At 72.3% G+C, this 23,803-nt stretch carries 33 protein-coding genes and 1 tRNA gene; 18 read left to right on the forward strand and 16 right to left on the reverse strand.

What is annotated here, in order from left to right; translation table 11 throughout:
• The first annotated feature begins 25 nt into the window (after window positions 1-25).
• The gene (locus Val02_RS37605) at window positions 26-709 is read left to right on the forward strand and encodes a hypothetical protein (RefSeq protein WP_203904090.1); all 684 of its coding nucleotides are present in this window, start codon (window positions 26-28) and stop codon (window positions 707-709) included.
• On the opposite strand, the gene Val02_RS37610 is transcribed toward Val02_RS37605, so the two are convergent.
• From Val02_RS37610 to Val02_RS37625, 4 genes are read right to left on the reverse strand one after another with little or no spacing between them, the layout of a single operon-like run.
• Window positions 665-1,219, reverse strand: coding sequence for an exonuclease (locus Val02_RS37610; protein ID WP_203904091.1), 555 nt, complete (start codon window positions 1,217-1,219; stop codon window positions 665-667). The two genes, Val02_RS37605 and Val02_RS37610, sit on opposite strands and share 45 nt — an antisense overlap.
• 33 nt (window positions 1,220-1,252) lie before the next feature.
• Window positions 1,253-1,711, reverse strand: coding sequence for a winged helix-turn-helix transcriptional regulator (locus Val02_RS37615; RefSeq protein WP_239153640.1), 459 nt, complete (start codon window positions 1,709-1,711; stop codon window positions 1,253-1,255).
• A complete protein-coding gene (locus Val02_RS37620; protein ID WP_203904092.1) occupies window positions 1,711-2,349 on the reverse strand; it encodes an enoyl-CoA hydratase/isomerase family protein in 639 nt (212 codons plus the stop codon). The genes Val02_RS37615 and Val02_RS37620 overlap by 1 nt, the downstream gene beginning before the upstream one ends.
• An 11-nt stretch (window positions 2,350-2,360) precedes the next feature.
• Window positions 2,361-2,807, reverse strand: coding sequence for a tautomerase family protein (locus Val02_RS37625; protein WP_203904093.1), 447 nt, complete (start codon window positions 2,805-2,807; stop codon window positions 2,361-2,363).
• Window positions 2,808-2,982: 175 nt separating this feature from the next.
• Here Val02_RS37625 and Val02_RS37630 point away from each other — a divergent pair, with 175 nt between their 5' ends.
• The 4 genes from Val02_RS37630 to Val02_RS37645 are packed head-to-tail and all read left to right on the forward strand — an operon-like array spanning window position 2,983 to window position 6,320.
• Window positions 2,983-3,600, forward strand: a complete 618-nt coding sequence (locus tag Val02_RS37630) for a DUF998 domain-containing protein (protein WP_203904094.1) — start codon at window positions 2,983-2,985, stop codon at window positions 3,598-3,600.
• Window positions 3,601-3,602: 2 nt separating this feature from the next.
• On the forward strand, window positions 3,603-4,664 hold the full coding sequence (locus Val02_RS37635; protein WP_239153641.1) for a sensor histidine kinase: 1,062 nt from the start codon (window positions 3,603-3,605) through the stop codon (window positions 4,662-4,664).
• The gene (locus Val02_RS37640) at window positions 4,661-5,323 is read left to right on the forward strand and encodes a response regulator (RefSeq protein WP_203904095.1); all 663 of its coding nucleotides are present in this window, start codon (window positions 4,661-4,663) and stop codon (window positions 5,321-5,323) included. Before Val02_RS37635 ends, Val02_RS37640 begins: the two co-directional genes overlap by 4 nt.
• 19 nt (window positions 5,324-5,342) lie before the next feature.
• The gene (locus Val02_RS37645; RefSeq protein WP_203904096.1) at window positions 5,343-6,320 is read left to right on the forward strand and encodes an MBL fold metallo-hydrolase; all 978 of its coding nucleotides are present in this window, start codon (window positions 5,343-5,345) and stop codon (window positions 6,318-6,320) included.
• On the opposite strand, the gene Val02_RS37650 is transcribed toward Val02_RS37645, so the two are convergent.
• Window positions 6,317-7,096 (reverse strand): maleylpyruvate isomerase family mycothiol-dependent enzyme, encoded by a 780-nt coding sequence (locus Val02_RS37650; RefSeq protein WP_203904097.1) that lies wholly within the window; start codon window positions 7,094-7,096, stop codon window positions 6,317-6,319. The two genes, Val02_RS37645 and Val02_RS37650, sit on opposite strands and share 4 nt — an antisense overlap.
• 51 nt (window positions 7,097-7,147) lie before the next feature.
• On the opposite strand from Val02_RS37650, the gene Val02_RS37655 reads away from it, so the two are divergent.
• The 4 genes from Val02_RS37655 to Val02_RS37670 all read left to right on the forward strand — a co-directional run bounded on the left by Val02_RS37655 (window position 7,148) and on the right by Val02_RS37670 (window position 10,308).
• Window positions 7,148-7,609 (forward strand): MarR family winged helix-turn-helix transcriptional regulator, encoded by a 462-nt coding sequence (locus Val02_RS37655; protein WP_203904098.1) that lies wholly within the window; start codon window positions 7,148-7,150, stop codon window positions 7,607-7,609.
• Window positions 7,606-7,902 carry a hypothetical protein gene (locus tag Val02_RS37660; RefSeq protein ID WP_203904099.1) on the forward strand — a complete coding sequence of 99 codons (297 nt, stop codon included), beginning with the start codon at window positions 7,606-7,608 and terminating at the stop codon, window positions 7,900-7,902. The genes Val02_RS37655 and Val02_RS37660 overlap by 4 nt, the downstream gene beginning before the upstream one ends.
• A 158-nt stretch (window positions 7,903-8,060) precedes the next feature.
• Window positions 8,061-8,315 (forward strand): hypothetical protein, encoded by a 255-nt coding sequence (locus Val02_RS37665; protein WP_203904100.1) that lies wholly within the window; start codon window positions 8,061-8,063, stop codon window positions 8,313-8,315.
• Window positions 8,316-8,349: 34 nt separating this feature from the next.
• On the forward strand, window positions 8,350-10,308 hold the full coding sequence (locus Val02_RS37670; RefSeq protein ID WP_203904101.1) for an ATP-binding protein: 1,959 nt from the start codon (window positions 8,350-8,352) through the stop codon (window positions 10,306-10,308).
• A 9-nt stretch (window positions 10,309-10,317) separates the two neighbouring features.
• Here Val02_RS37670 and Val02_RS37675 read toward each other — a convergent pair whose 3' ends face one another.
• The 3 genes from Val02_RS37675 to Val02_RS37685 are packed head-to-tail and all read right to left on the reverse strand — an operon-like array spanning window position 10,318 to window position 12,100.
• Window positions 10,318-10,689, reverse strand: a complete 372-nt coding sequence (locus tag Val02_RS37675) for a cupin domain-containing protein (RefSeq protein WP_203904102.1) — start codon at window positions 10,687-10,689, stop codon at window positions 10,318-10,320.
• Window positions 10,689-11,642: a thioredoxin-disulfide reductase gene (trxB, locus tag Val02_RS37680; protein ID WP_203904103.1), complete on the reverse strand. Its 954-nt coding sequence runs from the start codon at window positions 11,640-11,642 to the stop codon at window positions 10,689-10,691. Before trxB ends, Val02_RS37675 begins: the two co-directional genes overlap by 1 nt.
• Complete coding sequence (locus Val02_RS37685) at window positions 11,639-12,100, reverse strand: redoxin domain-containing protein (protein ID WP_203904104.1); 462 nt, start codon at window positions 12,098-12,100, stop codon at window positions 11,639-11,641. The genes trxB and Val02_RS37685 overlap by 4 nt, the downstream gene beginning before the upstream one ends.
• A 112-nt stretch (window positions 12,101-12,212) precedes the next feature.
• Here Val02_RS37685 and Val02_RS37690 point away from each other — a divergent pair, with 112 nt between their 5' ends.
• Window positions 12,213-12,677: a MarR family winged helix-turn-helix transcriptional regulator gene (locus Val02_RS37690; protein ID WP_203904105.1), complete on the forward strand. Its 465-nt coding sequence runs from the start codon at window positions 12,213-12,215 to the stop codon at window positions 12,675-12,677.
• Window positions 12,678-12,707: 30 nt separating this feature from the next.
• Here the strand turns inward: Val02_RS37690 and Val02_RS37695 are convergent, their stop codons facing one another.
• Window positions 12,708-13,463 carry a TetR/AcrR family transcriptional regulator gene (locus Val02_RS37695; protein WP_203904106.1) on the reverse strand — a complete coding sequence of 252 codons (756 nt, stop codon included), beginning with the start codon at window positions 13,461-13,463 and terminating at the stop codon, window positions 12,708-12,710.
• A gap of 67 nt (window positions 13,464-13,530) precedes the next feature.
• Between Val02_RS37695 and Val02_RS37700 the strand changes: the two genes are divergently transcribed.
• Complete coding sequence (locus Val02_RS37700; protein WP_203904107.1) at window positions 13,531-14,631, forward strand: FAD-dependent oxidoreductase; 1,101 nt, start codon at window positions 13,531-13,533, stop codon at window positions 14,629-14,631.
• On the opposite strand, the gene Val02_RS37705 is transcribed toward Val02_RS37700, so the two are convergent.
• On the reverse strand, window positions 14,628-15,254 hold the full coding sequence (locus Val02_RS37705; RefSeq protein ID WP_203904108.1) for a TetR/AcrR family transcriptional regulator: 627 nt from the start codon (window positions 15,252-15,254) through the stop codon (window positions 14,628-14,630). The genes Val02_RS37700 and Val02_RS37705 overlap by 4 nt on opposite strands.
• A 70-nt stretch (window positions 15,255-15,324) precedes the next feature.
• Between Val02_RS37705 and Val02_RS37710 the strand changes: the two genes are divergently transcribed.
• From Val02_RS37710 to Val02_RS37720, 3 genes are read left to right on the forward strand one after another with little or no spacing between them, the layout of a single operon-like run.
• Complete coding sequence (locus tag Val02_RS37710; RefSeq protein ID WP_203904109.1) at window positions 15,325-15,891, forward strand: NADPH-dependent FMN reductase; 567 nt, start codon at window positions 15,325-15,327, stop codon at window positions 15,889-15,891.
• On the forward strand, window positions 15,888-17,249 hold the full coding sequence (locus Val02_RS37715; protein WP_203904110.1) for a DHA2 family efflux MFS transporter permease subunit: 1,362 nt from the start codon (window positions 15,888-15,890) through the stop codon (window positions 17,247-17,249). Before Val02_RS37710 ends, Val02_RS37715 begins: the two co-directional genes overlap by 4 nt.
• Window positions 17,246-17,692: a hypothetical protein gene (locus Val02_RS37720; protein ID WP_203904111.1), complete on the forward strand. Its 447-nt coding sequence runs from the start codon at window positions 17,246-17,248 to the stop codon at window positions 17,690-17,692. The genes Val02_RS37715 and Val02_RS37720 overlap by 4 nt, the downstream gene beginning before the upstream one ends.
• Here the strand turns inward: Val02_RS37720 and Val02_RS37725 are convergent.
• Together Val02_RS37725 and Val02_RS37730 are read right to left on the reverse strand one after the other, a co-directional pair.
• Window positions 17,689-18,447 carry an ABC transporter permease gene (locus Val02_RS37725; RefSeq protein WP_203904112.1) on the reverse strand — a complete coding sequence of 253 codons (759 nt, stop codon included), beginning with the start codon at window positions 18,445-18,447 and terminating at the stop codon, window positions 17,689-17,691. The genes Val02_RS37720 and Val02_RS37725 overlap by 4 nt on opposite strands.
• Window positions 18,444-19,352: an ATP-binding cassette domain-containing protein gene (locus Val02_RS37730; protein WP_203904113.1), complete on the reverse strand. Its 909-nt coding sequence runs from the start codon at window positions 19,350-19,352 to the stop codon at window positions 18,444-18,446. The genes Val02_RS37725 and Val02_RS37730 overlap by 4 nt, the downstream gene beginning before the upstream one ends.
• 140 nt (window positions 19,353-19,492) lie before the next feature.
• On the opposite strand from Val02_RS37730, the gene Val02_RS37735 reads away from it, so the two are divergent.
• From Val02_RS37735 to Val02_RS37740, 3 genes are all read left to right on the forward strand, one after another.
• A tRNA-Lys gene (locus Val02_RS37735) sits at window positions 19,493-19,564 on the forward strand.
• An 82-nt stretch (window positions 19,565-19,646) separates the two neighbouring features.
• A complete protein-coding gene (locus Val02_RS48390; RefSeq protein ID WP_275415649.1) occupies window positions 19,647-19,781 on the forward strand; it encodes a hypothetical protein in 135 nt (44 codons plus the stop codon).
• A 152-nt stretch (window positions 19,782-19,933) separates the two neighbouring features.
• Window positions 19,934-20,707: an SDR family NAD(P)-dependent oxidoreductase gene (locus tag Val02_RS37740; RefSeq protein WP_203904114.1), complete on the forward strand. Its 774-nt coding sequence runs from the start codon at window positions 19,934-19,936 to the stop codon at window positions 20,705-20,707.
• A gap of 36 nt (window positions 20,708-20,743) precedes the next feature.
• Here Val02_RS37740 and Val02_RS37745 read toward each other — a convergent pair whose 3' ends face one another.
• Window positions 20,744-21,190, reverse strand: coding sequence for a hypothetical protein (locus Val02_RS37745; RefSeq protein WP_203904115.1), 447 nt, complete (start codon window positions 21,188-21,190; stop codon window positions 20,744-20,746).
• 86 nt (window positions 21,191-21,276) lie between these two features.
• Between Val02_RS37745 and Val02_RS37750 the strand changes: the two genes are divergently transcribed.
• Window positions 21,277-21,933 (forward strand): hypothetical protein, encoded by a 657-nt coding sequence (locus Val02_RS37750; RefSeq protein WP_203904116.1) that lies wholly within the window; start codon window positions 21,277-21,279, stop codon window positions 21,931-21,933.
• 11 nt (window positions 21,934-21,944) lie between these two features.
• On the opposite strand, the gene Val02_RS37755 is transcribed toward Val02_RS37750, so the two are convergent.
• The 3 genes from Val02_RS37755 to Val02_RS37765 all read right to left on the reverse strand — a co-directional run bounded on the left by Val02_RS37755 (window position 21,945) and on the right by Val02_RS37765 (window position 23,717).
• Window positions 21,945-22,100 carry a hypothetical protein gene (locus Val02_RS37755; RefSeq protein ID WP_203904117.1) on the reverse strand — a complete coding sequence of 52 codons (156 nt, stop codon included), beginning with the start codon at window positions 22,098-22,100 and terminating at the stop codon, window positions 21,945-21,947.
• 103 nt (window positions 22,101-22,203) lie between these two features.
• Window positions 22,204-22,488, reverse strand: coding sequence for a hypothetical protein (locus Val02_RS37760; RefSeq protein ID WP_203904118.1), 285 nt, complete (start codon window positions 22,486-22,488; stop codon window positions 22,204-22,206).
• Window positions 22,485-23,717: a TRM11 family methyltransferase gene (locus tag Val02_RS37765; RefSeq protein WP_203904119.1), complete on the reverse strand. Its 1,233-nt coding sequence runs from the start codon at window positions 23,715-23,717 to the stop codon at window positions 22,485-22,487. Before Val02_RS37765 ends, Val02_RS37760 begins: the two co-directional genes overlap by 4 nt.
• Window positions 23,718-23,803: the final 86 nt, after the last annotated feature.

The following is a 23,803-nucleotide window of genomic DNA, read 5'->3' on the forward strand; positions in this document are numbered from 1 at the left end:
CCTATGTAAAGGGCAGGATGGCGGGGTGCTCGCGTATTGGATCATCGTGGCGGCGCCGGTTCTCGTCGTCGCGGGGCTCTCGCTCTGGCCGTTGTTTCGGCGGCATTACTGGGAACGCACGGGTTCGTGGCTGCCGGGGATGCTGCTCGGCGCGGCGCTGCTCGCCGTCGACGGGGTGTTCAGTGCGGCGGCCGGGTTCTGGGAGTTCACCGATCTGCGCTTTCCGCCCTCGCGTTTCCTCGGGCTTCCGCCCGCGGAGTGGCCGTTCTTCTTCGCGGGGGCGGTGTTCGGGGTGCGCCTGGTCTGGGTGCTGGCCGGCTTCTTTCGCGGTGTGGTGGACGCGCGCGCCTTCTGGGGCGTGGTCGCGGTGCTGAGCGTGGCCTACGGGCTGGTCTGGTGGGACCGCCCCAGGACCGTCTACGTCTGCGCGCTCGCGCTGCCGCTCGCCGTCGGGCTGGCACTGTCCACTGTGGAGTTCCGCAGGTGGGAGACCCAGGCGTTCTTCGCCATCGGGTTCCTGTTGTTCCTTCCCATGGACATTCTGATGAACGGCATGGGCAGCTTCGCGCACGACGAGGCCATGAAGAGCCCGTGGGAACTGCCGTACGGCACACCCGTCGAGGACCTGCCGTACATCATGGTCGTGCTCGTCGTGCTGCGCTTCCTACCCGTCCTGGTAGCGTCGCGCCGCGTCGAAAACGGCGGCTAGCTCGGCGGCGTCCTCGCCGGCGTGATGCGTGTGCGGCAGGCCGGTCAGGCCGAGCGCGTGCTTGATGTGGCCCTTGCGCGTCTGCACCCACTCGCAGCCGGTGCGCCCCATCCAGTAGCTGCGCAGGTCCACTCCCGACCCGGTCGCCCCGAACGGGCTGTGCCCCACGAAGCGCACGAAGTACCAGTGCACGAACATGCCGTCCCAGACGGCCGGCGCGGCGAGGAACACCGGCCGCCCCCGCTCGCGCAGCCCGTTGACCCAGCGGGCGGCGTGCTGCATCGCCACCTCGGGCGCGGGCGCCTCGCGGATGAGCCGCTCGCGATCGAGCCCGGAGACGGCGAGCGCCTTCGGCACGAACTCGTCGGAGATCGGCTTGAGCTCGGTGTAGAAGCTCAGCTCGGGGTGGCCGGCGACGGCCATGCCCAACGACAGCATGCTGTAGGGGCCGGGGATCGGGCCGTCGGCCTCGACGTCCACGGCGACATAGAGTTCGGGAAGATCGGACATGATCCCCCAGTGTGCTGCCTCGCCGGCCGCCGCTCAGCTGCTTTTCAGGCCGGGCCCGGGGATCGGGCGCACGTCCCGCGCCGTCACCTCCTCGCCGCATCCCGTGCAGCGCAACGACACCGTGGTCTCCCCGCCGCAGTCCCGGTGCGGGTAGTGCACGAACGGCCCGTCCTCCGCGAGGTACTTGTCGCCCCAGGCGGCCAGTGCCCGCAGCACCGGATACAGGTCGATGCCCTTCTCCGTCAGCCGGTACTCGTCCCGGGTGCGGATCGCGTCCCGGTACGGCACCCGCCGCAGGATCCCCGCGTCGACCAGCACCTGGAGCCGGTCGGCGAGCAGCGTCCGGGACATCCCCGTCGAGGTGTGGAAGTCGTCGAACCGCCGGATCCCGAGGAACGCCTGCTTGAGCGTGATCAGCGTCCAGCGGTCGCCGAGCACGGCCACCGGGCGCGCGATCGAACACGGCTCGTGGATGAGGTCGGCGGCGCGCACTATCCCGTCGCCTCCAGCACGGCGATCTCCCGTTCGTACATGCGCCGCTTGATGGCCGCGACGGCCGGCGGCTGCTTGCCCGCCATCTCCCGCGCCCGCTCCAGCGCGGTCGCCAGCACCTGATCCTCGGCGACGGCGGCGTCGACGATGCTCTTCCCGGCCGCCTCGACGCCTCCGTAGCGCCGGCCGGTGACCATCGCCTCGTGCGCCGTTGCCGGGGTCAGCTTGCGGGTCAGGAGGGCGTTCATCCCGTCGCTGAACGGCAGCCCGAGATCCACCTCCGGCAGGCAGAAGAATCCCCGGTCGGCCCGCATCACCCGGGCGTCGGCGGCGACGGCGAGCATGCCCCCGGCCGCGAACGCGTGCCCGTTGATCGCCGCCACCACGTAGCCGGGGAAGCCGAGCAGCCGCGCGAACAGCCGGTGCACCCGCGTCAGGTAGGCCGGGCCGCCGTTCGCCAGGTACTCGAGGTCCAGCCCGTTGGAGAAGAACTTCCCCGTGCCGGTCAGCACGACGGCGGCCCGCCCGGACTTCTCGACCTCGTCGAGCGCGTTCTCCACCCCGTCGAGCAGGTCGGGGTGGAACCTGTTCTCCCCGCTGTCCATGACGACGACGGGAATGTCGCCGTCGAACTTCATCCGCACAACGCTCACGGGGCGACCGCCGGGGCGGGCTCGCGCATGACGGCCGCGCGCAGCTCCGCGAAGCGGACCACCTGCCCGGCCGATCCCCAGAACCCTTCGGGCACCTCGTGCACCAGCACCCAGATCTGGTCGGCCCCCTTGGTGTCCAGCCCGGCCGCGTCCCGGATCAGCTCGGTCGCCTCGCGGATCAGCTCCCCGCGCCGCCGCTGCGACAGCGCACCCGCCGGGATGTGAACGTCCAGGATGAAGTGCGGCGCGTCGGTGGGTCCGTCGGCGTCGTGGGTGGCTCCCTCGGCCAGCTCGTGCACGTGGGTCCACGAGATGGACCGCGTGAACGCCGTGTCCGGCGCGCCCTCCCAGCGCAGGATGCAGGCGGAGAGCCGGGCCGGGAGGGTGCGCTTGGCGTCGGCGGAGAGGGCTCCGTGGGAGATGGTCAGGTCGAGTCTCGGCATGGCGGCCTCCTGCGGTCCAACTTGAGTCCAAAACCTGGACCCAACCTAGGATGAGCCCCGGCCCGGGCACAACCCTCTGCTCCGATCCGACCACGCCGTACTCGCCACGAAGTACGGCGAAGTGACTGCGCGCGGCAGACGACGTCGACGCCGGTGATTTCTAGCGTTTGTCGCCATGAGAACGACATACGCGGTGATCGCCGCATTCGTGTCCGGGGTGGTGCTGGTCGGGGTCGCCGACGCGCTCAACCCGCAGTGGAACTGGGTCGAGGAGATGGCCAGCCACTTCGTCAACGGCACCGCCGGCTGGCTGATCCCGACGGCGCTGGTGCTGTTCGGGGCGGCGTCGGCCACGGTCACCGCCGTGGTGCTCGGGTCGCCGGGGCGTTCCGCGACGGGTGTGTGGCTGATGGCGGGCTGGAGCCTCGGGCTGCTGGTCGCGGCGGTGTTCCCGGCCGACCCGCCGGGGCAGTGGGACCGGCCGCCGTCCACCGCGGGGCTGGTGCACGGCATCGCGGGAATGTTGGCGTTCGTGCTGTTGCCGAGCGCCGCGGTGCTGGTCACCCGCCGCGTGCGGGTGCGGTCGCGGGCGCTCGTGCTCGCCGCGGCGGCATCGGTGGTCGCGACGGCGCTTTACCTGGTCACCTGGGTCGACGTGCTGGACGGGCCGACGCTGACGTTCGGCGGGTTCGAGAAGGTCACCGGGCTCACCGAACGGCTGCTGCTGTGGGCCGACCTCATCTGGCTGTCGACGGTGTGCGTGGTGCTGCGGCGCCCGGCCGGGAGGATGTAGCGGTGCGCTACCTACGGGACGGCCTGCTCGCCGGCCTCACCTTCTTCGGGGTGCTGGCCGGCACGGCACTGTTCGGCGGGCGGGTCAGCTACGAAGGGGCGTTCCCGCTGGCCGTCCTGCTGGGTGGGCTTCTTTTCCTGAGGCACCGGTGGCCGGTGTGGGTGCTGGTGGGCGGCGCCGCGAGCATTCTGTCGTACCGCAGCAGTAGCTTGACCGACGTCGGTTGGGTCTGGCCGGCGACGTTCCTCTATGTGGCGGCTGTGCTCCGGGGGAGGCTCGGATGGGCGATCGGTATCGGGCTGTTCTCGGTGGCGTACGCGCTGAGCTGGGAGCAGTCGGCGGCCGGCCATCCGTTCCCGGACGCCGTCGCCGCGGTCGGCGTGGAGACGCTGTGGCTGGCGGCCGTTCTGGCGGGGACCAACGCCTATCTCAACTGGCGGCGCTGGCGGGTGGAGGTGGTCGCCGCCCAGCGGACGGCCGAGCGGCTGCGGATCGCGCAGGAGGTGCATGACGTGGTCGCGCACACGCTCGCGGTGGTGGGCGTTCATCTCAATGTCGCCGCGGACGCGCTCGACGCCGCCGAGCCCGCGGAGGCGCGCGACGCGCTGCGCCTCGCCCAGCGGGTGCGGAGCCGGGCGATGACCGACCTGGGTTCGCTGGTCGGGGTGCTGCGGGAGGAGGGGGTCGCTCCGCCGGCCGTGGGGCTCGACGACCTGCCGGAGATGGTGGCGCGGGTGCGCGAGGCCGGGCTCGACGCGACGTTCGTCGAGGAGGGCGATCGCAGCGGGGTGCCGGCGCCGGTCGGGCTCGCGGTCGCCCGCGTGGTGCAGGAGTCGCTGACCAACACGGTCCGGCACGCGGGTGCGACGAGCGTGCGGGTGCTGGTGACGTTCGACCGGAAGCTCGTGACCGTGACGGTGACCGACGACGGCCGCGGGCCCGGCGGGGAGCGCACCGGGCACGGCATCATCGGCATGAAGGAACGGGTGAGCGCGCTCGGCGGGACCTGCACGGCGGGCGCCGGCCACCCGGGCTTCGTGGTGAAGGCGATGATCCCCACGTGACGATCAGGGTGGTGCTGGCGGACGACCAGACGCTGGTGCGCGAGGGCTTCGGCAGCCTGCTGCGGCGGGCCCGCGACATCACGGTGGTCGGGGCGGCGTCGACCGGTGACGAGGCGGTGCGGCTCGCGCGGGAGACCCGGCCCGACGTGATCCTCATGGACATCCGGATGCCGGGGCTCGACGGGATCGCGGCCACGGCACGCATCGTCGGCGACCCCGCGCTGAGCGGCTGTCGGGTCGTCATGCTGACCACCTTCGAGACGGACGAAAACGTCTTCAGCGCGCTGCGCGCCGGCGCCAGCGGGTTCCTGACCAAGGAGGTCGAGCCGGAGGAGCTGCGGCGCGCGGTGCGGGTGGTGGCCGCCGGGGAGGCGCTTCTCTCGCCGAGCGTCACCCGGCGGGTGGTCTCCCAGTTCGCGCACCGGCCGGTGCCGGCGGGCGACCCGGACGCGCGGCTGTCCGTGCTGACCGCGCGGGAGCTGGAGGTGGTGCGGCTGGTGGCGGCCGGGCTGTCCAACGACGAGATCGCCGCGAGCCTGGTGATCAGCCCGTTGACGGCGAAGACCCACGTGCAGCGGGCGGTCACCAAGCTCGGCGTGCGGGACCGGGTGCAGCTGGTGATTCTGGCCTACGAAACGGGGTTACGGGTGCCGGGCTGACGAGAGTACCGTCCGTGACATGGCGGTCACACTCAGTCCTGTCGATGGCGTGACGGTGACGACCCTGGTCGACAACTCGGCCGACGTGCTCATGCCCGACGAGGGGCTCGTGCGCCGGTGGGGCCTCGCCGGCACGGCCGGACCGATGCCCGTGGTGCCCAACGGGATGGCGATCGGCGGGGCGAGCGTCGACTTCCTGCGCGCCGAACACGGGTACTCCGCCCTGGTGGAGGTGCAGACCGACGGGCGCCGCCGGCGGGTGCTCTTCGACACGGGGATCACCACCGACGGGCTGATCGGCAACCTCGACCGGCTAGACCTCGACCCCGCCACCTTCGAGGCGATCGTCTTCAGCCACGGCCACTTCGACCACGTCATGGGCCTCGACGGGCTGGCCAGACGGATGGGCCGCAGCGGGCTCCCGGTGCTGCTGCACCCCGACTTCTGGACCCGGCGCCGCATCGCCGGACCCGACGGGGTCTTCGACCTGCCGAGCCCCAGCCGGGCGGCGATCGAGGGCGCCGGCTTCGTGGTCATCGAGGACCGGAAGCCGTCGTTCCTGCTCGACGGGATGCTGCTCGTCACCGGCGAGGTCGAACGGGTCACGCCGTTCGAGACGGGCATGCCGGCGGAGCACGAGGCGTGGCGGGGCGACCGCTGGGAGCACGACCCGCTGGTGCACGAGGACCAGGCGGTCGTCCTGAACGTCCGCGACAAGGGCCTGGTGATCCTGACCGGCTGCGGACACGCCGGCATCGTCAACATCGTGCGCCACGCCAAGCGGCTCACCGGCATCGAGCACGTCCACGCGGTGCTCGGCGGCCTGCACCTGCGCGGCGGGAAGGCCGTCCCGGCGACCGTGGCGGCGCTGGCCACCGAGGCATTGAGCGTGCTGGTGCCGGCGCACTGCACCAGCTGGAGCGCGCAGCACGCACTGGCTGCCGGCCTGCCGGAGGCGTTTCGCCCCAACGCGGTCGGCAGCCAGTTCGCTCTCTAGAACCCGGGGAAGGCGACGCGCAGTTCGTCGAGGGTGAACGGTCCGGTGAGCGCCACGTCGGCCGGGATGTACGGCGGCTTGAGCCGGCCGTAGACCAGCCGCAGCCACGCCTCGGCGGGCAGCCGCAGCTCCCCGTCGGCCCGCTCCGGCGCGTCGGTCAGCTCCGCCTTCTCGCCCAGCACCAGCCCGAACGTCTTCTCGACCCCGGTCGTGTGCACCGTGAGCGTGGCCTCCTTGCCCAGCCGCTCCGGCTTGGCCAGCCACCCCAACGTGAAGGCGGTCTGGGCGAACAGCAGCGGCACCGCGTCGGCCGCCAGCGGCGTCGCCGGATCGAACGCCACCTTCACGTCCCACGTGTGGTGGGTGAACTCGCTCAGCCGCGCCGTGCCGGCGGTCGCCACGTCGACCGGCTGCGGCATCCAGCCGAGGTCGATGCGGAGATCCCGCCGGGTGGCCGGGTCGAGCGACTCGAACTTCTCGATCAGCACCTGGTTGGCGGCGGGGAAGTCGGCGACCCGTTCCGCCGGGGTCTTGGCGTTCCAGCGGTCCCAGACGCCCTGGTTGAAGCCCTCGACCGGCTTCTCGCCGGCGAGCGCCCACTCGAGCGTGGCGAGACTGATCTCCGCGCCGCTGCCGAGGTGGCTGAGCACCTGGGAGACGTCCCACTCGTCGGCGCCGCTGGGCTTGGTCGCGTCCGCGGGCGCCAGCCGTTGCACGAAGGCGACGAGGTCGTCGTGTCCCGAACGCAGTGCCGCGATCACCTGATCCGCAGTCATCTGGTTCCTTCCTTGGTATTTGAGGGTTCAAGCAGATGCTACCGTCGTCGGATGGAGTCCACCCGGTGGTTGACCGACGAGGAGCAGGCGGCGTGGCGGACGTTCGCCGCCGTGCTGACGCTCGTCCCGGCCGCGCTGGACGGGCAGCTGCAGCGCGACTCCGACATCACGCACTTCGGGTACTGGGTGATGGCCATGCTCTCCGAGGCGCCCGAGCGGGCCATGCGCATGAGCGAGCTGGCCGCGCGGGCCAACGGTTCGCAGTCGCGGCTGTCGCACCTGGTCGCCAAGCTCGAACGGGCGGGCTACGTGCGGCGCGAGCGGGCCGGCGACGACGGGCGCGGATTTATGGCGGTTCTGACCGACGCCGGATATGCCAAGGTGGTCGAGGCCGCACCCGGGCACGTCGAAAAGGTCCGCGAACTCGTCTTCGACGCGCTCGAACCGCGGCAGGTGGCCCAGATGGCCGAGATCTGCCGGGCCATCATCACGCATGCGGAGCGCTGCGCATGAGTCTCGACCGGGAAGCGGCCGGCAGGATCGCCGACGAGCACCTGCGCCGCTGGCGCACGGGCACCACCTACGGCGAGCTCGTTCAGCGTGATCTGCACCGCTCGACGGTCGACTCCGAGGTGACCGAGGGTGGGACGACCTACCGGGTCAGCGCGACGGTGTGGCGCGAGCAGGGCGATCCCGCGATGGTCATGACGGTGAAGGTGAAGCGGGCCGGCGGCGGGCTGTTCAGCCGTTCCGTGCTCCGGCAGGGGCGGATGCACCCCGACGGCACGTACGTGGACGGACTCTGAGCGCCGGTCCGCGCGGTGCGCGCTGCGTGCGGACCTGATCCACGCTACGCGACATTCTGTCCGGGCCTATGCCTTCCGGCCCGGAAAAGCTCAGGCAGGCCCGTGCCAACCTGGGGGAACGCGGCGATCATCGTACGGGTGTTCGATATGGTCGCCGGATGGAAACCGTGGGGAAGTGGTGGAACGGCACGTGGGGTCGGCTGGCCCGACGCGATGTCTTCCTCCGCGTGGGCACGCTGTGGGAGGTCGAGGCCCGCGAGGGCGGCGCCGACGGGCGCTCCCGGATCTGGCGGTTCCTCTCGGAGGAGGAGGCCCGTGCCTTCGCCGAGCGATGCATGACCCAGCCCGGCAAATGGCGCGATCTCCAGCAGATCGACCCGTTCGACGAACCGGAGCGGACCGAGGACGCATGAGAACCGCACACGCGCCGACGTAAGGTCAACGGCCATGGCCCACGGCCCCGACGCACCGGCGCGACGCCTGGAGGAACGCCTCCGGGCGGCACGCCGCCGCGCCTTCGTCGGCCGGGCCGCTGAGCTGGACCTCTTCCGCGCGGCGCTGGACGCCCCCGCGGCGCGCATCTTCGTGCACGGCCCCGGCGGCATCGGCAAGTCCACGCTGCTGCGCCGCCTGGCCGACGAGGCCCGCGCCGCCGGCCGCCCGGTCGTCTGGGTCGACGGCCGCAGCGTCGAACCGTCGCCGTCCGGCTTCTCGGCGGCCGCCGCCCTCCCGCCCGGCGCCACCGGCGCGGTGCTCCTCGTCGACACGTTCGAACGCTGCCAGGGCCTCGAGGGCTGGCTGCGGGACCGGTTCCTGCCGGGGCTGCCGGACGGGGTGCTCGCCGTGGTGGCCGGGCGGCGGGCACCGGACGCCGCGTGGGCCGAACGCGGCGACGTCGTCGCGCTCGGGGACCTGTCGCCCGAGGACGCGACCCGGATGCTGAGCCTGCGCGGGGTGCCGTCGGGATCGCGCGAGGCGCTGCTGGGGTTCGCCGGCGGGCATCCGCTGGCGTTGAGCCTCGCCGCCGAGGTGGCGGTCGCCGGCGACGTCGGGCCGGACGGCTGGGCGCCGACCCGCGACGTCATCGCCACCCTGCTCGCGCGGCTGGTCGGCGAGGTGCCGTCGCCCGCGCACCGGCAGGCGCTCGAGGTGTGCGCGCACGCCCGCACCACCACCGTCGAACTCCTCGGCGCGGTGCTCGACGTCGACCCCGTACCGATCTTCGCGTGGCTGCGGGAGCTGCCGTTCGTGAGTTCGGGGCGGTACGGGGCCTATCCGCACGACGTCGTGCGCGAGGCGCTCGACACCGACCTGCGCTGGCGGGACCCGGAGGGGTACCGGGCGATGAGTGCCCGCATCCGGGCGCATCTCGTCGAACGGGTCGACGCGGCCGCCGGTTCCGACGCGCTGCTGCCGGCGCTGGCGGCCGTGCACTACCTGCACCGGCAGGGCGGCTTCGCCGCGGACTTCATGACCTGGAACGGCGACGGGGCGGCGTTCGAGGACGAGTACCGCGACGGCGACCGGGAGGCGGTGCTGCGGCTGGCGCCGGAGGAGCTGCGCGGGCTGGTCGAGTACTGGCTGGACGAGGCGCCCACGGCGTTCCACGTGTACCGGCACTCGGGGACGGACGAGGCGGTCGGGTTCATGGCGTGGCTGCGGCTGCACCAGTCCCGGGTGGACATCCCGACCGGTGACCCGGTGGTCGACGCCGCCTGGGAGCACGCCCGCCGCGTGGCGCCGTTGGGGCGGGGCGAGCATCTCGCGGTCGCGCGGTTCCTCGTGTACCCGCCCGCTTACCAGCGTCCGTCGCCGGTGATGGATCTGATGCTGATGCGGATCGTCGCCGAGTTCATTCAGGGGGAACGTCTCGGCTGGTCGTTCCTTGCCTTCGAGCCCGACTTCTGGGCGCCGCTGATGGCGCACGCGCTGCACGACCCGATCGGCGGGACGCTGTTCGCGCACGACTGGCGTGCGATGCCGGTGCGCGACTGGCTGAGCAGCACCATCGCCATCGAACTGGACGGCACGCGTGCGCTGCGCGACGCCGGCCGGGTCGCGTTGTCGCGCAGCGAGTTCGACGGGGCGGTGCGGGTCGCACTCCGTTCGTGGCGGAGCGCACCGGCCCTGGCCGCGAGCCCGCTGCGGCGCAGCCGGCTGGTCGACGGTGCGCCGGATCCGGTGGAGGCGTTACGGGGACTGCTGGTGGAGGCGACCGACTCGCTGCGGGCCGCCCCGCGGGACGCGCGCCTGCACCGGGCCGTGGTGGCGGCGTACTTCCAGGGGGCGGCCACCCAGGAGGAGGCGGCGGAACGGGCGGGTGTGCCGTTCGGGACGTTCCGCCGCCATCTGGCCGCCGGCGTGGACCGGGTGACCGACTGGCTGTGGCGCCGCGAGACGGGGTGAAACCGCTTCTCATCGGGTCCACGGGGGTGTCACGCTCGCGCCGTCGATGGTGGCCGCCATCCCCAGACGGGTGCAGGCGAGCGCCTCGGCCGGCTCGTCGAACGGGTTGGTCAGCCGGAACGGCGTCCCGGCCGGAACGATCAGCGCGTCACCGGGCCCGGCCTCCCACTGTTCGTCGCCGATCGTGGCCACGAACCGGCCGCGCTGCACCACGACGACCTCTTCCTCGCTCATGGCGTGGGCGGGGGAGGCCGCGTGCGCCGGTGCGTGGATCCGCCATACCGCGAGTGCGCTCGATCCTCGATCGGTTCGGGCCAGCGATCGGAAGGTGAATCCGTGCAGGGGTTGCTCGACGGCCTCGTCGTGTCTGGTGAGCGGCATCAGGTCTCCTTGTCGAAGGGGTGCGCGGCGGCGAGCCACTGCTCCGCGTCGAGAGCTGCGGCGGCTCCGGTGCCGGCCGAGGTGATGGCCTGGCGGTAGGTCGGGTCGGCCAGGTCGCCCGCGGCGAAGACGCCCGGCACGTTCGTCCGGGTCGAACGGCCGAGGGTCAGTACGTAGCCGTGCCGGTCGACCTCGACCTGATCGCGGAAGAGATCGCTGGCGGGGTCGTGCCCGATGGCCACGAAGACCCCGGTGACCGGCAGGGCCCGCTCCTCGTGCGTGACCGTGTGACGCACCCGCAGCGCCGAGACCGTGTCCTCGCCGACGACCGAGACGGTTTCGTGGTTCCAGAGAACGGTGATCTTGGCGTCGGCGGCGGCCCGCTTCTGCATGGCCCTGCTGGCGCGCAGGGTGTCGCGGCGGTGCACCAGGGTCACCGAGCGCGCGAAGCGGGTCAGGAACGTCGCCTCCTCCAGGGCGCTGTCCCCACCGCCGACGACCGCGACGTCCTGGTCGCGGAAGAAAGCGCCGTCGCAGGTCGCGCAGCTGCCCACGCCGCGGCCCACGAAGTCCTCCTCGCCGGGCACGTCCAGCCGGCGCCAGCGCGAGCCGGTGGCCAGGATGACGGCCCGGCTCCCCAGCGCCCGGTCGGTGGTGTGGACCCTCTTGACCGGGCCGGTCAGGTCGACCGCGGTGGCGTCCTCGTCGACGAAGGTGGCCCCGAAGCCCGCCGCCTGGAGGCGCATCGCCTCCATCAGGTCGGGCCCGAGTATGCCGTCGGCGAAGCCGGGGTAGTTGGCGACGGTGGTGGTCGTCATGAGGGCACCACCGGCCTGCGCGCCTTCGACCACGATCGGGCGGAGCTCCGCGCGCGCCAGATAGATCGCCGCGGCGTAGCCGGCCGGGCCGCCACCCAGGACGACGACCGGGGAATCGAGAAGGTCCGGGTTCATCGGGCGATCGCCTCGAGCAACTCGCCGCGGTCCATGCTGCGTTGCGGCAGCGCCGCGGTGCGCCGGTACGCGACCGTGCCGTCCGGCGCGATCAGGAAGGTCCCGCTGTGCTGGACGGAGAGGAAGGTGCCCATCCCCGCGGCCGCGTGGCCGGTGCCGGATGCCCAGGCGGTGACCGCGGCCGACGGCACCCTGGTGGCGACCTTGCCGGCCTCGTCCGCGTCGCCGGGGACGATCAGGATGACCGACGCTCCTCCGAGACCGCCGGAGTCGGCCAGTTCGGCCAGCGATCGCGCGTGTTTGAGGCAGGCCGGACAGCTGTCGGAGCGCAGAAAGTAGGCGACCGCCGCCCGGCCGTCGCGGACGGCGTGCAGCGTGGTGCGGTCGCCGCCGGGCGACACGAGCGCGAGATCGGGCATGCGTGTTCCGATGTCGGGAACCGTCGTGGCAGTAGGCATGATGTCCTCCGGAGGGGTCGTCGCACCGGAACCGGTGCGGTGGCCTCAATAGTCAAGTAAGCTGCCTATGTTGTCAACAAGGCTGCCTATTTTCGTCGTGGAGGGGTGCCCGGTGGCCGAGGAATCAGCGCTCCAGCGACTTGCCGACGCCGGCAGCGACGAACTGGGTCGGCTGCTCCTGCGGGCCGTGCGAGCGGTCAACGAGCAGATCATCGGGCGGCTCGCCGCACTCGGGCACCCCGATGTCAGGGGCCCGCACACGGCCGTGTTCACCAACCTGGACGCCGACGGCACCCGCGCCGTGACGCTCGCGCAGCGCGCGGGCATGACCCGTCAAGCGATGAGCAACCTCGTCCGTGAACTCGAAACCGCCGGTTACCTCCAGGTGAGCCCGGACCCGGCCGATGGCCGCGCCGCACTGGTCCGGCTCACCGCCCTGGGCGAGAAGTTCTGCAACGACGCGGCCACCGTGATCAGCCAGCTCGGGGCCGAGTGGGCCGGACACCTCGGCGACCCCGAACTGGAACACCTGCGAAGGTCGCTGCACGCCCTGATCGCCTACCCGACCGTGGCCTGACCGCCCAGCGGCGTCGCGACCGGAAGCGGATCAGGCGCCGTCCAGGGCCCAGCGCAGTGCGGGTGTCGTGGGGAGCCGGACGGCGATGCCGTCCAGCACGCAGTCCAGCCCTAGGGTGAACGCGACCTCCGGGTCGAGCTCGGGGCTCGGTTCGTTGATCATGCGCTTGAGCATCGGGAACCGGCCGTCGGCGGTCATCCGGCCGAGATGCCCGGCGGCCGAGCGCTGCCATTCCTCGACGTCGGTGCCGGTGGCGCGGACGGTCCGGGCCTCGGTGATCTCCGAGCGGATGGCGCCGACCACGTAGGCGTCGACCGTCCGGGCGGCAGTCAGGACGGCCACCATGTCGTCGAGGCCGGGTGCGGCGTCCATCGCGGCGAGCGTGCGGTTGAGGTAGGCGAGCGAGTGCGGGCCGTTGAGGTGAGGGCGGCTGCCGAGCAGGTCCACGAACCACTCGTGCCGGCGCGCGGCGGCGCGTAGCCCCAGGGACAGCCGGCGTACGGACCCCCGCCAGTCGACGCCGTCCGTCGGGTCCTCCTCGGGCGCCACCTCGCCGTAGACCTCGTCGATCATCAGGTCGAGCAGCTCCTCCTTGCTGGCCACGTAGCCGTAGAGGCGCATCGGTCCGGCGTCCAGGGCCGACCCGACCTTGCGCAGCGAGACCGCACCGAGGCCGTCGCGGTCGGCCAGCGCGACGGCGGCCCGAACGATCAGCTCCCGGCTGAGCGGCGTGGGGGTGGGGCGCGCGGGCGGCTCGGGGCGTTCCCAGACGGGGAGATTCGTCACGTTGACAGCTTACAGCGTATAGCGCGATACGGTGTATTGAACAATACGCCGTATCGAAGGAGCGCAGATGGACATCGTCATCGCCGGAGGCGGGCTCGGCGGGCTCGTTCTCGCCCGGATCCTGCAGCACCACGGCATCGCGGCCACCGTGTACGAGGCGGACTCCTCCGCCGACGCGCGCACCCAGGGCGGTTCGCTCGACATGCACGTCGAGTCCGGCCAGCGGGCCCTGCGCGAGGCCGGCCTCCACGAGGAGTTCCTGCGGCACGTGCATCCGCAGGGTGAGCACACGCGGGTGTTGGACAAGCGCAACGCCGTCCGACATGAGCAACCGGCACCGGCCGGCGACGGGGGACGGCCCGAGATCGACCGGACCGACCTGCGGGCCCTGCTCCTCGCCTCCCTCGCACCGGAACGGATCGTCTGGGGGCGCAAGGTCGCGGCGGCCCGCCCGGGTGAGGTGACCTTCGCCGACGGCGGCGCGGTGCGGGCGGACCTGATCGTCGGCGCCGACGGCACCTGGTCGCGGGTGCGGCCGCTGCTCTCCGACGCGCAGCCGGCCTACGTCGGGATCTCCCACGTCGAACTGACGATCACCGACGTGGCCGGCCGGTACCCGGACTCGGCGGCGGTCGTCGGCCCCGGCGTGCTCTTCGCGCTGAGCGACGGCAAGGCGATCCTGGGGCACGGCGGTCCGGACGCCCGCCTCGCCGTGTCGCTGCGGGTCCCCGAGGCGTGGTCGGCCGGGGTCGACTGGGCGGACGCGACGCGGGCCCGCGCGGCGCTGCTCGAGGAACTGGCCGACTGGGATCCCGCGCTGACCGACCTCGTGCGGCGGTGCGACGACGACCTCGTGGCACGCCGGGTCTACGCGCTGCCGACCGGGCACCGCTGGGCACGGGTCCCCGGCGTGACGCTGCTCGGCGACGCGGCGCACGTGATGTCGCCGTACGCCGGCGAGGGCGCCAACCTGGCGATGCTCGACGCCACCGAACTGGCCGCCGCGATCGTGCGCCACGGCGACGACGTCGAGGCGGCGCTGGACGAGTACGAGACGGCGATGTTCCCCCGGGCGGAGAACGCCGCCCGCATGTCAGAGGCCGGCCTGGAGATGTGCTTCAGCCCGTTCGCACCGAAGGAACTGGTGGAGTTCTTCGGGAGCGCCTAACCGGCGTAGCCGTGCAGGAACGCGTCGACGCCGGTCTCCACGATGCGCGCGACGTCGCAGTCGTCGAACCCGGGCAGTTCGAACAGGTCACGCAGGTTGAGTCCGGCCGTGGTCAGCGCCATGAAGTGGGTCGCCGCGAGTTCGGCGTCGCCGCGCAGCTTGCCGTCGGCGGCCAGGAGGTCCAGGTGCCGGGCCACTTCGCGCTGCACGCGCAGCGGCCCGGCCCGGCGCCACGTGTCGAGCACGTCCGGCGTGAAGTGCCGGGCCTCGGGGTTGATCTGCCGGACCATGGCGAAGTGTTCGGGGAAGTCGACGGCCTGCCGGGTCAGCGCCCAGCCGAGCCGCACCAGGTACTCGCGCCGGTCGGTGACGCCGGCGAGGGCGCGTTCGAGCGACTCGACGAACCCGTCGGCGACCTGCGTGGCGCTGCTCTCCAGCACGGTGGCGAAGAGCTGTTCCTTGTTGGCGAAGTGGTTGTAGATCGTGCGGGTGGAGACGCCGGCCTCGGTTGCGATGGCGTCGATGCTCGCCCGGGTGTACCCGTCGCGGCCGAACACCGTCCGGCCGGCGCGCAGGATCGCCTCCCGCTTCTGGGGCTGTAGGCGCCGGGCGCTCGTGGTCACGGTGTGGACCCTACCCTCGTTCGAAAGTAAAGTACTCGTTGTACTTTACAATCACGGGAGGGCAGAACCCATGAACGACCTGCGTATCGGCGTGATCGTCGGCAGCACCCGGCCGGGCCGCCGAGCGGAAACGGTCGCCCGCTGGATCATCGACGAGGCCGCCCGGCACCCCGGCGGGACGTTCGACCTCGTGGATCTCGCCGACCACGACCTGCCGCTGCTCGACGAACCGATCCCCGCGATGGCCGGCAACTACCACCACCCGCACACCCGCCGGTGGGCCGAGACGATCGCCGGCTACGACGGGTTCGTCTTCGTCGTGCCGGAGTACAACCGCTCGATTCCGGCCGCCCTGAAGAACGCCGTCGACTACCTCTTCGCGGAGTGGCGCGACAAGGCGGCCGGCTTCGTCGGCTACGGCGCGACCGCCGGTGGCTCCCGCGCGGTCGAGCACCTGCGGCAGATCCTCGCCGAGGTGCACGTCGCCGACGTGCGCACCCCGGTGCTCCTGGGTGTCTTCGACGACTTCGACGCCGACGGCCGGCCGGCACCGCGCCCGCACCACGCCAAGGCCGTCGACATGATGCTCGGCGAACTCCTCACCTGGGGCCGCGCGCTGCGGACCGTCCGCGCGTGAAGGGACAGATTCCCTGGGGAACGGCGATCACCGTGGCGTCGGGGGCGTTCCTCAGCGGGCTCGACGCCGCAGTCGTCAACGTCGGGCTCGACACCATCGGCCGCGACCTGGACACCACGCTCGACGTGGCGCAGTGGGTCGCCAACGGGTACCTGGTGGCGTTCGCGGCGTCGCTACCGGCGTGCGGGTGGCTGGCGCGGCGGCTGGGGCCGGCCCGGCTGTGGCTCGGCGCGCTGGCCGTCTTCACGGTCGCCTCCGGGCTGTGTGCGGTGGCGGGCACCATCGGCTGGCTCGTCGCCGCGCGCGTGCTCCAAGGGCTCGCCGCGGGCCTGCTCATCCCCGCCGGCCAGACCATCCTCGGCCGGGCCGTCGGCCCGCAGCGCCTCGGCCGGGTCATGGCCACCCTCGGCGTCGCCGTCACCCTGGCGCCCGCCGTGGGGCCGGTGGTCGGCGGCGTCGTCCTGCACTACCTCAGTTGGCCCTGGTTGTTCCTGATCAACCTGCCCGTCGGCCTCCTCGCCCTCCTCGCCGGTCGTCGCCTTCCCTATGGAACGGGTGAACGCCCCGGGCCGCTCGACCACGCGGGCCTGCTCCTGCTCAGCCTGGCGCTGCCGCTCGTGGTGTACGGGGCGGCCTTCACCGAACCGCTTCCGCTCGCGCTGGGCATCCTGTGCGGCGGCGCCTTCGTCGCCCACGCCCTGCGCCGCGAACGGCCCGTGCTCGACCTGCGGCTGTTCCGCACGCCCGCGTACGCCGCCGCGTGTGCGACCGCCGCCTGCGCCGGTGCCGCCATGTTCGGGTCGGCGGTGCTCTTCCCGCTCTACTTCCAGCTCGGACGCGGCGCGGAACCGCTCGACGCCGGGCTGCTGCTGGTGTCGGCGAGCATCGGCACGGCGCTGGTGCTGCCGGTGAGCGGGCGGCTCGTCGACCGGTTCGGGGGCGGGGCGGTGGCGCTCGCGGGCGGGCTGGCGCTGGTGGGCACCACGGTGCCGTTCGCGGTGCTCGACGTGAACGCCGACGGGGTCCTGGTGCAGGCGCTGCTCTTCTTGCGTGGGGCCGCCGTCGCGCTGGCCGTCATGCCGGCCACGACGGGGGCGTTCAAGGCGGTGACGGTGGAGCAACTGCCCGACGCGACTACCCAGGTCAACATCGTGACGCGGGTGGGCGGGGCGCTGGGCGGCGCGGCGTTCACGCTGATCGTCGCGAGTGGGCTGGCGTCGGGGGCGGGCGCGGCGCTGCGGGAGTCGTTCGGGTGGCTCACGGGGGCGTCGGTGCTGGGGGTGGCGGCGGCGTTCTGGCTCGCAGTGGCGGAAAGGGCATCGCAGGACCGTCCGGTTACGGTAGATATGTCTTCATGAAGGCGATTCGTGTGGCGACGGTGCTCGCCGTTCTCGGTGCCGGTCTTGCCGCGGGAACCCCGGCCCGGGCCGCCCACCACTACGACGGCCCCGACCTGGTGGACACCGTTCCGGCCGTGCTCCACGCCGACCAGCCCACCTGGCTGCAGACGCACTGGGCCACCGACGTGCGGGTCTGCGACTTCAAGCTGACCGTCACCAATTTCGCCGTCGACTACCCGGCCAACACGGGCACCTACGCCTCGCTCTACGAGGGTTCCGTGCTGGAGAGGAACGACACCGACTACGCCGCGTTCCGGGTGACCGCCGAAGCCGGCCCGAAGCGCCTCGTGCTGCGCCTGCGCGCCGCCTACCGGTACGCGCCCGACCGCAAGAAGTGCACGGGTCCGGTGCGCACGACGACCGGGACGCTCCGCGTCCCGGTCGTCGTGGATGCGCCCTAGACGTCGCGACGGCGCAACCGCCACGCCGCCAACCCCAGCAGCACGCCCACGTACAGGCAGAACACCCCGAACCCGGCCCACGGCCCCAGCGAGTACCGATCGTGGTCCACATAGGTGACGGCCAACCCGGCCGGTGCCGGCAGGTACTTGTTGATGTCGTCGGAGATCGACTCGGGCAGCATGCCGGCCACCATCTGCAGCGCGAACAGCATCCCGAACAGCGCCGACACCGCCCCCGCGGTGTTGCGCAGCAGCGCGCCGAGCGCCAGCCCGAGCAGCCCCACGCCGACGAGGTACAGCGCACCGCCGAGGACCGCCCGCGCCACTCCCGGCGCCCCGAACGCCACGTCCAGATGTTCCCGCCGCAGCACCGACTGGCCGACGAAGAACGCCCCGACCACCGCCGGCACCGCCACCGCGGCCGTCACCAGCCCGAACGCGACCGACTTGCCCCACAGCAGCGGCAGCCGGGTCGGCACCGCCGTCACACTCGTGCGGATCAGCCCCGTCGCGTACTCGCCGGTGACCAGCAGAACGCCCAGCACCCCCACCGCGATCTGCGCCAACGACACGCCCGCCAGCGCCACCGCCGTCGCGTCGAACGCCGCCGGATCGGCCGGCGGCCGGGTCACCCGCAGCGTCGAGTACATCGCCGCGAACGCCACGACCAGCACCACCGCCGTCGCCAGCGACCAGGCCGTCGACGGCACACTGCGCAGCTTCGTGAACTCCGCCCGCACCACCCGCACACTCATCGGGCACCTCCCGCGCTGTACTCCACCGCATCCCTGGTCAGATCCATGAACGCGTCCTCGAGCGAGGCCCGCTCGGCCGCCAGTTCCCACAAAGTGATCTGTGCTCGGGCGGCGATCACGCCGATCTGATCGGTCGTCAGCCCGGCCACCGACAACGCCCCGTCGTTGCTCTGTACCTCGACGTCCGGCCCGGTCAGCAGCGCGGCCAGCCGCTCGGGCTCGCTCGTACGCACCCGCGCCACATTGCGCGCCGCCCGCGCGATGAACTCCGCCGTCCCGGTGTCGGCGATCAACTTCCCCCGGCCGATGACCACCAGGCGCTCCGCCGTCAACGCCATCTCGCTCATCAGATGCGAGGAGACGAACACCGTGCGCCCCTCGGCGGCCAGGTCCCGCAGCAGCTGGCGCACCCAGCGGATGCCTTCGGTGTCGAGGCCGTTCAACGGCTCGTCGAGAATGATCGTGCGCGGGTCGCCGAGCAGCGCCGTCGCGATCCCCAGCCGCTGCGACATGCCGAGCGAGAAGCGTTTCGCCGGCTTCCGGGCCACGTCCCGCAGCCCGACGGCGTCGATGATCTCGTGTACCCGTTCGGTCCCGATGCCGGCCGTCTGCGCCAACGCCAAGAGATGGTGGAACGCCGAACGCCCCGGATGCACGGCCCGCGCCTCCAGCAGCGCACCCGCCTCCCGCAGCGGTGCCGTGTGCTCCCGGTACGGCCGGCCGTTGACGGTGGCCGTTCCCGACGTGGCACCCTCGAGGCCCAGGATCAGCCGCATCGTCGTGGACTTGCCGGCCCCGTTCGGCCCGAGAAACCCGGTCACCACACCCGGCCGCACCGTGAACGTCAGGTCGTCGACGGCCGCCTTGCCGCCGTACCGCTTCGTCAGTCCGCGAACCTGAATCATGTGTTCCACGGTGCCGGGGCCGCGGCCGCGGGTCAGTGGGGCGGGCGGCGGCACGGGGGTGCGGTTTTCCTCACCTCGGGGTTCGGGACGGGGCTAATCCTGTGGGAGGGCTTGGAGGGGTGCCGGTAGGCTGATGCGACGGGCCGCTAGCTCAATGGCAGAGCTGTGGACTTTTAATCCATAGGTTGCGAGTTCGAGTCTCGCGCGGCCCACCCATGCTGAGCTGGGGCGGAGCACCTTCGGAGGTGTCCGTCCCGCAGCGTTTCGGTCGGCGGCCGCAATTACGCTCATCCCGTGGACAACGGCGCGCTCGGCCTGCTCCTGGGCGTCGCCTGCCTGTTGCCCTGCGCGTTCGTCAGCCTGGTGTGGGTGTTCGCGCTCGCTGTCCTGGGCTTCAACGGCGTCAGCAGGAGCGGCGACCCGGACTAGGCTTAGTCCACAACTGGCCCTGTTTCAGCCGCATCCGCGTCCGTCAGGCGACGTCCTGGGCGACGAGTTGACCGTCGACGTATGCGTAGAACGGCTGCGGGCGGAACGCGCCGAACGCACTGTACGACGGTGGATATCGCCGAGGAGGACCGATGAGCGGCCTGTTCGACCTGAGCGCCACGGCCGCCGTCGTCACCGGCTCCAGCCGCGGTATCGGCCTGGCCGTTGCCCGCACGCTGCTCGGCCAGGGCGCCCGGGTGCTCGTCAACGGCTACGACCGCGCCGAGACCGAGCGCGCCGCCGAGCGACTGCGCGCCGGTGCGGAGCCGGCCCGGGTGGCGCACCTGGCCGGTGACGTCGCGGACGAGTCCGTCGCGCGGCAACTGGTCGAGCGGGCGCTGGAGGCGTTCGGCCGGCTCGATCACGTGGTCTGCAACGCCGGCATCGACATCATCAAGCCCGCGGTCGAGTATCGCCCGGACGAGTGGGACCGCATCCTCGCCGTCAACCTGCGCGGAGCGTTCCTGCCCGCCCAGGCGGCGGCGCGCCACTGGATCGGCGGGGGCGGCGGCGGTTCGATCACCATGACCTCGTCCATCGCGGGGCAGGTCGGCATCCCCACCCTCGCCCCGTACGCGGCGAGCAAGGGCGGCGTGAACCAGCTCGTGCGCACCCTCGCCGCCGAGTGGGCGCCGCACGGCATCCGGGTCAACGCCGTCGCCCCTGGCTACGTCGCCAACATCATGGACAGCGTCACCGCGCACGACGATCCCGCCTCGGACCGGCGCATCGGCGTGTTCACCCCGCTCGGCCGGCGCGCGACCGTGGACGAGATCGCCGCGCCGTACGCCTTCCTCGCATCGCCGGCCGCCGCCTACGTCACCGGCTCGATCCTGGCCGTGGACGGCGGCTACACCGCCACCTGACCCGGCCGGCCCGGCCTGTACCGCGGATCACGCCGGTCAGCCGGGCGAGCGCCAGCCCGTCGCCCAGCAGGAGAGGGTCACCAGCCGCGCCTGGTTCTGCCACGTCGTCGTGTCCAGCGCGGCGCTCCACAGCCCCGCGACGTCCGCGACGAGGTCGGCGTCCGGTGAGCCCTGCACCGCCGCGGCGACCTGCTCGGCCAGCGCCTGCCGGGTGGGAACGCTCTGCGCCTTCGCCAGCCCGTTGTAGTAGACGTCGCACGCCGTCTTGGAGACCGGGTGCGGCGATCGCGCGGCTGCGGCCGACGCCACGGAACTCGCCGGGGCCGAACCGGCGGTCGAGTCCGGCGGGCCGTTGCCGGTGCACGCCGAGACGCCGGAGCCGAGGGCCAGCAATCCGACGGCGAACACGGCCCGCAGGCCGATGCGGACAGCGGGCGAACGATCGTGTCCCAGCGCCACGAGCGACAGCGTATCGACCGGCATCAAGCCATCGGAGCGCACCCGGCCCGGCCGGTCGCCGCGGACGTGCCGCCCGGTGCGATCACGACCCGGACGTGGACACTGATCCGGTGATCGACACTCCCATGCTGGTCGGCGGGGCGTTCCTGGTGCTGACCGAGCTGGCCCGCTCGGTGCCGGCCTGGCTGCGGGTGCGGCGGAGCCGTTCCAGCGACGGCGTCAGCCCGGTCAGCATCGGTGTGCTCGGCGGAACGGTGGTCGCCTGGTTCGCCGCGGCGGTCGCGGCCCGTTCACCGGCGGCGGTCGTCGCCACGGCGGTCTGGTTCGGGTTGCACGTCCTGCTGTGGCGCGAGACGGCCCGGGTCACCCCGCCCAAGGCCCGCACGATCGCGGTGACGGCCGCTGTGAGCCTGGTGGTCTCGGCGGCCGTCACGATCGGCGGGTGGGCGTCGGGACACGGCGATGCCGCGCTGGCCGCCACGATCGGGATCGCGTCGGTGTCGTACTCGCTTCCGGCGCTGGTCAGCGGGATGACGAGCGCCACGACCGCCGGCCTCAGCATGGCCGCGCTGGCGGTCAACGCCACCGAGGGCGCGATCTATCTGGTGGCCGGGCTCGGCCTGGGCGGGATCACTCCGGCCGGCCGGCTCGTTCCGGCCTACCTGGTGTTCGGGGCGGTCACGCTCGCGTCGAACGCGCCGCTGCTGGTGCGCACCGGGTCCCGCCGCCTGAGGGGCGCTGATCGGCCCCGGACCCGGGTGCGGTAGAGCGGTCGCGCTCAGGCGGGACCCCACGGGGGCGGCGGTGGCGGCTGGTTGCGCGCCCGGTCCTGCCGGACCTTCCACGCGACGCCACCCGCGACGGCCGCGATCGCCAGCGGCAACAGGCAGCACAGCGTGCAGAGGATCAGGTGCCAGGGTCTGAGTGCTCCCACGATCACGAACGATATCGGTGCGACCCGGGACGGCGCTCGCCCTGATGGAGCTCCGGCGCAAGTGCGGCCTGAGGCCCCACCACTTGCGCGCCGCGACAGCCGGTCACACGCCGCCGCGCCCGCCCCGCCCGCCGGTCTTGCGCGCCTTGGCCGCCCGCCGGCCGAACGAGTCCGACCGCACGGCCTGCAGGTTGTAGTGCGCGTTCTCGCGGGCGCGCAGTTCGCGGGAGGCCGCGGTGAGCCGGGCGAGCAACTCGTCGTACTCCACCTCGGCGGCCGCGAGCACGCGGGTCGTGCAGACGATCGCACCGTCGTGGACGACGTGGTACTGCCCGTCCTCCTCGATCAGGCTCAGCCCGACCTTGGGCTTCACCCGGAGCGTGGTCATGGGCGCACCGCCGACACGTCGAACTCGAACAGGTTCTTGTTGGAGTTGCGTTTGCGGATCGTCGTCACGCTCACGTTGACGAATCCCGCCTCGCGCAGCATCGTCGCGTACCATCGCTCGGCGGGGACCACGTGCCGGTAGAACGTCGAGTTGCCGATGATGTAGGTGGCGCCGCCGCCGCTGCGGATGTTCTTGTAGGCGCTCTGGAAATGGGACCACATGTCGTCGACGTACTTGCGCACGTAGGCGGCGAGCAGCGGGCCGTTGCGGCCGCCGTCGCGGGCGATCGCGGCGCACACGTCGCTGACGTCCTTCTCCACCGGGGTCTCCTCGTCGGTGGACCAGGTGTTGAGGCGGCTGGTGGCGACGCCCCACGTGCCGCCGATGGCTTTCCAGTCGAGTTCGCCGGCTTCCTGGGCGTTCCCCAGAAATCTTGTCCAGTACATGTACGGCCGCAACTCGCGGATGTAGCTCATGCGGTTGACGTAGGGCGGCGACGTGAGGAGCAGGTCGCAGGGGCGCAGGTCCGGCGAGCGCATGGTGCGCGAGTCGCCGGGGAGGACCACGCCGCCGCCGGGGAGGTCGAGGGCGGCGCTGGCGATGATCTCCTCGGCCTCCCGGCGGTACCGGTCGAGGACGATCGCCGACTCCTCCTCGCGGTAGAGCATGCTCGGGGTCTCCGGCGCCGGCGCCTTGAACGACATCGACTGGTGGTTGAACGCGGCGTTGCTCGACGCGATGAGCGTGCGGCAGAGCGCGATGTCGAGCAGGTCGCGGGTGGGTCCGGCGGCGACGGTGTCGATCGCGGCGCGCAGCGCCTTCAGCGCGGTCAACGCCGAGTAGGACCACCAGCGTTCGATCTTGAAGATCTCCGGCTGCCACAGGTCGGGGTCGCGCATGACCCCGCGTGCCGTGGACAGGACGTCCGCCAGCGCCGCCTCGGTCGCCGTGATCGTCGGGTCGCCGTAGTGGCGCAGCTTGGTGTTGCCGAGCCAGATGAGGAACGGGTTGACGTCCAGCGCCTGCCCGGTGCCCCCGTGCTCGGCGGCGGCGAGCGCCGTGGTGCCCGTTCCCGAGAAGGGGTCTGTCACGACGACCTCGCGGGGGCGGGCGGCGACGACGTCGCGGACGATGCGGACCGAGTAGGCGGGCGTCAGGCGCAGCCAGCCGTGGCGGCCCACGCCGACGTTGCCCTTGTAGGTGAGGTGCTGGTTGCGGCTGCTCGTCATCGTGCCCGCAGCCTATGCGACGGTGACCGGGGCGGTCAGCAGGCCGACGGCCGCGTCGACGTGTCCTACGCCCCGATCCCGCTCTT

Origin of the sequence: Virgisporangium aliadipatigenens, assembly GCF_016863615.1 — a bacterium.
Classification (GTDB): domain Bacteria; phylum Actinomycetota; class Actinomycetes; order Mycobacteriales; family Micromonosporaceae; genus Virgisporangium; species Virgisporangium aliadipatigenens.